Raw genomic sequence first — 8,369 nt, 5'->3', positions numbered from 1 at the left:
AGTATTATAATTATATCCTCTTAAAATAAATTTAGTAAAGAAAAGCAACTATACTTTAAATAAATATTTTAATTTTTCAGTATAACTTAATTTTCTTTTAACTTTTTTTCTATTGGTAACTTTTATAGTCATCAAATTAGAATCTATATCACAACATTGTTGAGGTTGAGTTGGATTATCACCAAAAAATTCTAATAAATAACGACGTCTACATTGATCTAGGGATGTATAACCGATCATTCTTTGATAACCTAATTTTTTTCGAATTAATGAATTATCAAAAATTGTTTTGAGTACGTTGGATGAATATCTTTGGCTCAATATGGTTAGTATTTCTTGCTTTTGAGGAGGTAAAAAAGCACCTATATCAAAAGCATCGATGTCTTCAGTAGTTATCGCATCACTAAACAATAATGTCTCTAATATATAGCTATCGTCTGGTTGATATAGACTAATTGCTTGGCTTTGCAAATTATCTCTCCCGGCTCTACCAATTTCTTGTAAGTAATTTGAAGGACTTGTTGATAAATGAAAATGGATGACTGTTCTAATGTCTTTTTTATTAACGCCCATGCCAAAAGCACTAGTAGCCACGATGACGGGTATAAAGTTCTCCATAAATTGATTTTGTACAGTATGTCGTTCTTGATAAGATAAATCACCATGATAAATACCGGTTAAATAACCATGGTGGTATATCATATTGGCTAATTCTAAACAGACCTTTTTAGATGAAACATAAATAATAGTTGGCCCAGATTGATCTAAAAAGTTTAACAGCCACTTAATTTTCTCAGCATCATTTTCAAAATTGAGATGAGAAAAAGATATATTCTCTCTATTCATTGAAGTCTTAATTACATTTAATTTCCTAGATAAGATAAGATTTAAGTCATTTTCTAAATGAGGTGGTGCTGTAGCTGTTAAAGCCAGTATCGATGCATTTTTATAATGAGATGTTATCTCCCCTATTAATGCATAATGAGGTCGGAAATCATAACCCCATTCAGATAAACAATGCGCCTCATCAAGTACAATTAATCCGAAGTCAATATTCCTAATTAATTTAAAGTTTTGTGTTTGTAAAATAAATTCTGGACTTAAAAAAACAAAGCGACTTTTGTGTAACGAATTTATATTTTGTTGTTTTTCATTTTCATCCATGCCTGAATGAATAGAAGTAACAAATTTCTCACCTTGAGCTTTCAATTGCATCACTTGGTCATCCATAAGAGAAATTAAGGGAGATATTATTAATGTTGGCTTTCCTTTCATATAGGTTGGCATTTGGTAACATAAGCTTTTACCACTCCCCGTAGGAAGAATACCTAGAGTATCTTTCTTATTAACTACACTTTCGATTATTTCTTTTTGACCAGGATTAAATGATGAGAATCCGAACCATTCTTTCAATTTTTCTTCAAGCAATCAATTCACCTCTTTCAATACCGACTATTAACAATTTAATTTGAAAATAAGTTAATCGATCAAATTCTTCTTTATATAATTTTAATCTTTGTCCTCTGTTTTGATCATAAAATGCTATAAATTCACTTGTTTGTGGGCCATTAACAAAGGTTTGGTATTCTGAAAAATATCCTTTTATAAATAATTCAAGAACGTGATCTTCGATTGTGTTAATTTTAACATTTTGGGTCACTGCAACCTCATCCATAGAAAGCCCTTTGAGTAATTGATGATACGTAATTGTCGTTTTATTTAACAAAGTCGGTAATATGATGGTTTGAGTTAATATAGGAAATTGTTTATCATTTTCTAATGCGAACATCATCTGCACTAAATTATTGAGTTCAAGTACAAATAACTTAGTTACAGGTATACCTTCTATTAATGAAACCTGCTGTCGCGTATACATAGGTTCTTCATAACCTTGTAGGTAATAATGGATTAAACAGTTGTTACTACATTTTTCATCAATAAAATGAAAGATTTGCTCGATTTCTTTTTCAAAATCATCAACTAAATTTTGTTCCAGTATTTTTGAATAGATTTGTTTCACTCTACTTTGAACAGTTATTTGTTGTGTAATTGGTATAAAGTTCAAGTGGTTGTTTTTAAAATGGGTTATAGTTTGTATTAGTAATTGAATACAACTAAAAGTTTGAATCATACTATCGTATGTATATCTTGGATGTATTGAAATGTCAGTATTTTGATTATCATAGGTATCTAAAAATCGCTCAAAAGACGGATATTTTAATTTAGGTAAACTATGATATAATGATAAAAGTTGTTGGGAACATGCATCAAAAAATGTTTGATGTGATTTTTTTCCATTCAAAATGTTATAAATACTTTTATTGGTTTTATAATCGAATGAATGATTTGATGCATATGTAATAATTGAATGCATTAATGAATCCTCACTTTATATAACTAATAGAATAGTAAATAAATTAATCGAAGTGTTATTAAACATTTGTTATACTAGTGTAGCATTTTTATCAAAGGAGGCGAAGAATTTGGCAAAGTATACAATCGTTGATATGGATACATGTATTGCTTGTGGAGCATGTGGTGCTGCCGCACCTGACATTTACGATTATGACGACGAAGGTATTGCTTTCGTAATCCTTGATGATAATCAAGGTACTGCAGAAGTACCAGAAGAATTATATGAAGATATGGAAGATGCACTTGAAGGTTGTCCAACTGATTCAATTAAGATTGAAGAAGAACCATTTGATGGTGATGCTCTTAAATTTGAATAGTCACTTATTATGAGTGAATCAATAATGAAACCTCCTAATGTTGAATAATAAGTTCAACATTAGGAGGTTTTTTATGATAATACGCGTTTTAATCTTCTGTATAAAAGCGCAAATATAATTGAAATCACGATACCTTTTATAATATTGAAAGGTATAACACCTGATAAAATGATAATTTTTAGATTATTAAAGACATCACCTAAATTAAAAATCATTCCATATAATGGAAGTAAAACAAAGTAATTCAGTATACTAAGTACGATAGTCATCACTATAGTACCTATTGCTAGCCCCACAACCAATGAACGTGGTGTATCTCCCTGACGCTTAGTTACATAATAAGCGGATAACAAGAAACTAACACCTGCTAAAAAATTGGCAACTGGACCAACCGGATCTCCCATATTGAATAAAAAATTAAGTATATTTTTGATAAGTGCTACTAAAATACCAGCAACGGGACCTAAAAGAAATGTTGCTAATAAAGTTGGAACATCACTAAAGTCTAATGTTAAGTATGGTGGTAAAAAAGGTAGCGGAAATTTAATGAATGTTAAAATAAACGCTATGGCACTTAACATGCTAATAGTGATAAGACGTTTGTTTTGTTGCATATTTAATTTTCTCCTTCCATTCATCTTACATAGAATAGGAGATAATTTTGCACAACAAAAAAACCTCCATCTTCTTCCATCCAGACTATACTGTCGGCTTCAGATTTCCACTGAATCAGCCACTTCAAAGAAGCGGGTCGCAGGCTTAATTTACTGCCGGTTGGGAATTGCACCCTACCCCGAAGATGAATTATATAATTGATTAATTTAATTTTTATATTACCTTATATGAAAGCATTGCGCAATAATGGTGCTTAGACTTATTTAAAAAAGAGCAATACACCATTCTTAAGTTGATGATGTTTGCTCTTAGTTAAAATAAACATATTAATAGGCATATTAATTTTTAGGCTTTGGTAACTTAATTATGAATGTTGTACCTTTGTTTACTTTACTTTCAACTTTAATAGTACCACCATGTTCTTCGATTATCATTTTACAGATAAATAGTCCTAAACCAGTTCCCTGTTTACCTCTAGTTCTTGAAGCCTCTACTTTATAAAATCTGTCGAATACGAGTTCAAGATGCTCTGGAGATATGCCACTACCAGTATCTTTAATGTACAACGTTTGATAGGAATCATCCGTAGTTGTTGTAATTGATATTGAATCACCTGGTTGAGTATAACGTGTGGCATTGTCAATTAAATTTGTTAGAACTTGGTCTATGCGATCGGCATCGTATTCCCACAATTCATCATCGATGTTTGGTTCTAATGACATATTCAATTCTAAATCCTCAGCCTGTTGTCTATATTTCATTTGCATTTTAGATAGTAAAGGTTTAATAGGTTGTTTTTCTTTATTAACAGTTAAACCCTCTGCATCCATGCGAGCCACATTTAATAATTCATTTACTAATCGATTTAAACGTTTCGTTTCATCTAATACAATTGATAAAGAATCTCGAATTTCTTCTGGTTCAGTGACAATACCATCTACAATTGATTCAGTGTAACCTTGTAATAACGAAATAGGTGTACGTAATTCATGTGAAACATTGGCAATGAAATCTTTCTTCATCTGATCTAAATTATGTTCATTAGTCATATCTCTTATAATGACTACAATTCCACTACGGCCATCTTGTTGAATTCTCTCTACATAACTCATGATAATGACGTAATATTTATTGTTAATCTCATATTCTTGGAATTCGGTGTCTTTTGAAACAAATGTAGCTTCAATTTGCTTTTCAATTTCTTTATATACAGTTTTGTCTATTGATTTAATAATATCGTCAGCCATTTTATTTGAAAGAATAACTTCCCTCTTATCATTTAGACCCAATACACCTTCAATCATAGAATTAATCAAACTATCTCTTATATTTTTTTGAGTTGAAAGTGCCTCTATATTCTCTTGTATTTCAGAACTCATATTATTAAACGTATGTGATAATTCGCCTATCTCATCTTTAGTTGAGACACTTGTCTGTTTTGAATAATCACCTTTAGAAATATTAATAGCTTGAGTTCTAAGTTGTCGTAAAGGTTTAGTAATTCTATTTGATAAAAAGAATGCAAATACTGTTGAAACAGCGATAAATATAATGGCGGTGATTAAAATGATAATGGTAATTGCATTATTAGTATCTTCAATAGACTTTAAATCTTGATAAATGAATACTGCACTATATTTTGAATTTGCATTTTCTTGAGCTTTCATAGGATAGCCTAACAAAATATAAGAATGGGAATTACCATTATTACTTATTGTTATATTTTGAGTGGTAGACTTTCCTTGAGAAAAGACGCGTTGGAATTGCGAATTCTTGTGTATCTCTTCAAGCATTTTGTCTTTAGTATTGCTATTTGAACTTTTAATACTTGAAGACTTATTAGCCATTATAATAACGCCACCTGATCCATCTATTAATTGTTGGCTGTGTTCTATGGCTAAAGTTTTATTATCAGCTTGTTCAACTAAGTGGCTGATTCTAGACGCATCTTCTCTTATAGCATTTTCAGTTTGTTGTGTGTAGTAGTATTGTATAAAAGTAATTAATGCCGCACTTAATAAAATTAAAACTGTCGTTACTATAAAAAGTATAGTTAACCACAGTTTTATTACCACACTATTTAGTCGGTTCGTCATTAGACTTTACCTCGAATTTGTAACCAACACCCCAAACAGTTTGAATCATATGTGCAGCATCTTCTGATACACGATTTAGTTTCTCACGCAGGCGTTTAACATGAGTGTCTACTGTTCTTAAATCACCATAAAATTCATAATGCCATACTTCTTTTAAAAGTTGTTCACGATCAAACACTTTATTAGGTGTCTTAGCTAAATAAATAAGTAATTCGTACTCTTTAGGAGTTAAATTAACTTGTTGGTTATCTGCTAATACACGATGCGCATCATTATCAATAATTAAATGATTAAATTCAATAACATCTCTTGCATGAGGTTCACTTTGTTCAGGTTTAGAAGATTGCGTTCTACGTAATAATGCTTTTACTCTTAAAACAACCTCTCTTGGTGAGAATGGTTTGACGATATAATCATCTGCACCAGACTCAAATCCTTCTACCCTATTCGTTTCTTCGCCTTTAGCTGTAAGCATAATAATAGGTGTGTCTTTATGTTCACGTAACTTGGATGCTACTTCAATACCATCCATTTCTGGTAACATCAAGTCTAAAAGTATGCACGCATAGTCATTTTCTATAGCAAGATTATAAGCTTCTTTGCCATTACTTGCTTCATGAATCGTAAACGATTCTCTCTTTAGGTATAGTTTTAATAATCTTCTGATTCTATCCTCATCGTCTACAATTAATATTTCATTTGTCATTTTGTTTATACCTCCTACACATGCTCAATACACTCATTATTATAGCATACAGCATGATTGAAAGCTTTACTTTAAAGTTAACTTTGTGAAAAAAATAGCAAGAGAAATTAATATCATTTAATTTCTCTTGCTATTGTAAAATATACTTCATTTATTTTCCATTTTCTGCCATATGTCTTAGTACTTTAACTTCATGAGGTGTCAGTACTCTGCCCTCACCTGCATTTAATCCTTTAAGGTTCAAGTTGCCGAACTCAATTCTTGTTAATTTATCAACTTGATGTCCAAAATGCTCGAACATACGACGAACTTGTCGATTTCGTCCTTCACTAATAGTGATTTCTACAAGTGTAATATTTTTATCTTTATCTTGCTTTTTTACTTTGACTTGAGCTGGTTGCGTAAAACCATCTTCAAGTTCAATCCCATTTTCTAAAGCTTTAACTTCTTCTCTCATGAGGTAACCTTTTAATTTAGCCACATATTTTTTTTGAATATGATATCTTGGGTGAGTCATTAAGTTTGTAAATTCACCATCATTAGTAAGTAACAATAATCCTGATGTATCATAGTCTAATCTACCAACAGGATAAATTCTTGTCTCTAAATCTTTAAAGTAGTCAGTAACTACAGTTCGTCCTCTATCGTCAGACACACTTGTAATAACTTGAGTTGGTTTATAGAACAAAATATACATTTTGTCTTCTTGTTCAATTTTAATTCCTTCAACCTCAACTGTATCAGAACTTTTTACTTTAGTACCTAATTCAGTAACGGTTTGCCCATTAACTTTAACTTTGCCTTCGGTAATTAAAGTTTCAGCTTTTCTTCGTGATGTGTATCCACTATTAGCAATTCGTTTTTGAAGCCTTTCTAATTCTTTACTCATTTTGTATCTCCTTTTTGATTCACTAAATTACTAAAGAAATCATCCATTTCTTCTTCATCTTCTTCAGTTGTTGGTAAATCCTCAATTTTTTCTATTCCAAATACATTTAAAAACAAATCCGTTGTTTGTAAAGCATGACTACGAGAATTTTCTACATCTTTAGCTTCAATTAATCCACGTGCAATTAATGTTCTAACTGCACCATCAGAATTAATTCCTCTAATTAATTCTATGTCACTACGACTCAATGGCTGATTATATGCAATAATTGATAATGTTTCCATTGCGGCTTGAGATAATTTCATATTAGATTTTTGTTCAATTAATTGTTCAATATAAGGTGAAGCTTCTTTTTTTGAAGTTAAAATATATGTTGAACCAAATTTTTGAATTATTAAACCACTAGAGGTGTATGATGAAATTAATTCAGATAGTTTAGCTTGATTAATCTCGAGAATTTCTAATAACTGTTTTTCGTCAAGCCCTTCATCCCCAGCTGTGTATAGTAATGATTCTATGATTCCGTGTTTATCCAATATTAAAATTCACTCCTCTAATGATACGTATATCATCAAAACTTCTAACCTGTTCAATGTTGATTACTCCTGATTTAGACATTTCCAATATAGCTAAAAAGTGAGTAACCACCTGTTCTATTGGCTCGCTAAAAGTAAATAAACTGAAGAAGTTAAAAGATGTATGATGCCTTAATTGTGTCGTTACCTTTTCAGTAGCTTGTTGAATAGTGAAGCTTTCTTTAATTATTTCAACTGTCTTAGGCTTATTAAGAGCTAATCTGCTTTTAACACGTTGATAAGCAACAATTAAATCCGTTAAATCTAAGGTTTGGCATTCATCCCATGTGACGTTTTTCTCAAGATGGGATAAGTCAGTTGGGTGTTTAGTAAAATAGTGCTCTCGCTCTTCTTTTTTCTCAGTTAACAATTGTGTGTATTCTTTATAATTTTGATATTCAATTAATCGACCTACCAAATCTTCACGTGGATCTTCTTCAAGATTATCGTCTACATCATGTTGAGGGAGTAATAATTTACTTTTTATCATTAATAGCTCTGAAGCCATAACTAAATATTCACTAGCTACATTAATTTCTAGTTGCTTCATAGCGTGGACATATTGCATATATTGTTCTGTTAATGATTTCATTGGTATATCATAAATATCAATTTCATATTTTTGAATTAAGTGGAGTAGCAAATCTAACGGGCCATTAAAGGCATCTAATTTTACTTCATACATATTAATCGTCCTCATTTTGAATCTCTATCGTGCATAATTTACTAAAATATTATAGCATGAATAATACAAAC

General features: G+C 30.8%; 9 protein-coding genes and 1 riboswitch. Of the genes, 1 reads left to right on the top strand and 8 read right to left on the bottom strand.

Going from position 1 to position 8,369, the window contains the following annotated elements; all coding sequences use genetic code 11:
- Positions 1 to 48: 48 nt before the first annotated feature.
- Together NR218_RS07635 and NR218_RS07630 are read right to left on the bottom strand one after the other, a co-directional pair.
- Positions 49 to 1,428 (bottom strand): RecQ family ATP-dependent DNA helicase, encoded by a 1,380-nt coding sequence (locus tag NR218_RS07635; protein ID WP_016931095.1) that lies wholly within the window; start codon positions 1,426 to 1,428, stop codon positions 49 to 51.
- Positions 1,421 to 2,374: a helix-turn-helix domain-containing protein gene (locus NR218_RS07630; RefSeq protein WP_037558731.1), complete on the bottom strand. Its 954-nt coding sequence runs from the start codon at positions 2,372 to 2,374 to the stop codon at positions 1,421 to 1,423. The genes NR218_RS07635 and NR218_RS07630 overlap by 8 nt, the downstream gene beginning before the upstream one ends.
- 109 nt (positions 2,375 to 2,483) lie before the next feature.
- Between NR218_RS07630 and NR218_RS07625 the strand changes: the two genes are divergently transcribed.
- Entirely contained in the window at positions 2,484 to 2,732 is a 249-nt protein-coding gene (locus tag NR218_RS07625; RefSeq protein ID WP_002449743.1) for a ferredoxin, read from the top strand.
- A gap of 71 nt (positions 2,733 to 2,803) precedes the next feature.
- On the opposite strand, the gene NR218_RS07620 is transcribed toward NR218_RS07625, so the two are convergent.
- The 6 genes from NR218_RS07620 to NR218_RS07595 all read right to left on the bottom strand — a co-directional run bounded on the left by NR218_RS07620 (position 2,804) and on the right by NR218_RS07595 (position 8,298).
- Entirely contained in the window at positions 2,804 to 3,346 is a 543-nt protein-coding gene (locus NR218_RS07620) for an ECF transporter S component (RefSeq protein ID WP_016931096.1), read from the bottom strand.
- Positions 3,347 to 3,410: 64 nt separating this feature from the next.
- Positions 3,411 to 3,537, bottom strand: a riboswitch (FMN riboswitch).
- 148 nt (positions 3,538 to 3,685) lie between these two features.
- Complete coding sequence (locus NR218_RS07615; protein WP_037558727.1) at positions 3,686 to 5,443, bottom strand: ATP-binding protein; 1,758 nt, start codon at positions 5,441 to 5,443, stop codon at positions 3,686 to 3,688.
- On the bottom strand, positions 5,424 to 6,149 hold the full coding sequence (locus tag NR218_RS07610) for a response regulator (protein WP_011275720.1): 726 nt from the start codon (positions 6,147 to 6,149) through the stop codon (positions 5,424 to 5,426). The genes NR218_RS07615 and NR218_RS07610 overlap by 20 nt, the downstream gene beginning before the upstream one ends.
- Before the next feature lie 151 nt (positions 6,150 to 6,300).
- A complete protein-coding gene (locus tag NR218_RS07605) occupies positions 6,301 to 7,038 on the bottom strand; it encodes a pseudouridine synthase (RefSeq protein WP_011275719.1) in 738 nt (245 codons plus the stop codon).
- The gene (scpB, locus tag NR218_RS07600) at positions 7,035 to 7,574 is read right to left on the bottom strand and encodes an SMC-Scp complex subunit ScpB (protein WP_011275718.1); all 540 of its coding nucleotides are present in this window, start codon (positions 7,572 to 7,574) and stop codon (positions 7,035 to 7,037) included. Before scpB ends, NR218_RS07605 begins: the two co-directional genes overlap by 4 nt.
- Complete coding sequence (locus tag NR218_RS07595; protein WP_011275717.1) at positions 7,567 to 8,298, bottom strand: segregation and condensation protein A; 732 nt, start codon at positions 8,296 to 8,298, stop codon at positions 7,567 to 7,569. The genes scpB and NR218_RS07595 overlap by 8 nt, the downstream gene beginning before the upstream one ends.
- Positions 8,299 to 8,369: the final 71 nt, after the last annotated feature.

It is taken from the genome of Staphylococcus sp. SUC_1.2, assembly GCF_026222585.1.
This window is presented reverse-complemented; position numbering and strand designations above follow the sequence as displayed.

Coding starts and splice junctions, on each gene's coding strand:
- NR218_RS07630 (WP_037558731.1), bottom strand. CDS start 2,374: ATGCATTCAATTATTACATATGCATCAAATCATTCATTCGATTATAAA.
- NR218_RS07620 (WP_016931096.1), bottom strand. CDS start 3,346: ATGCAACAAAACAAACGTCTTATCACTATTAGCATGTTAAGTGCCATA.
- NR218_RS07615 (WP_037558727.1), bottom strand. CDS start 5,443: ATGACGAACCGACTAAATAGTGTGGTAATAAAACTGTGGTTAACTATA.
- NR218_RS07610 (WP_011275720.1), bottom strand. CDS start 6,149: ATGACAAATGAAATATTAATTGTAGACGATGAGGATAGAATCAGAAGA.
- NR218_RS07605 (WP_011275719.1), bottom strand. CDS start 7,038: ATGAGTAAAGAATTAGAAAGGCTTCAAAAACGAATTGCTAATAGTGGA.
- NR218_RS07595 (WP_011275717.1), bottom strand. CDS start 8,298: ATGTATGAAGTAAAATTAGATGCCTTTAATGGCCCGTTAGATTTGCTA.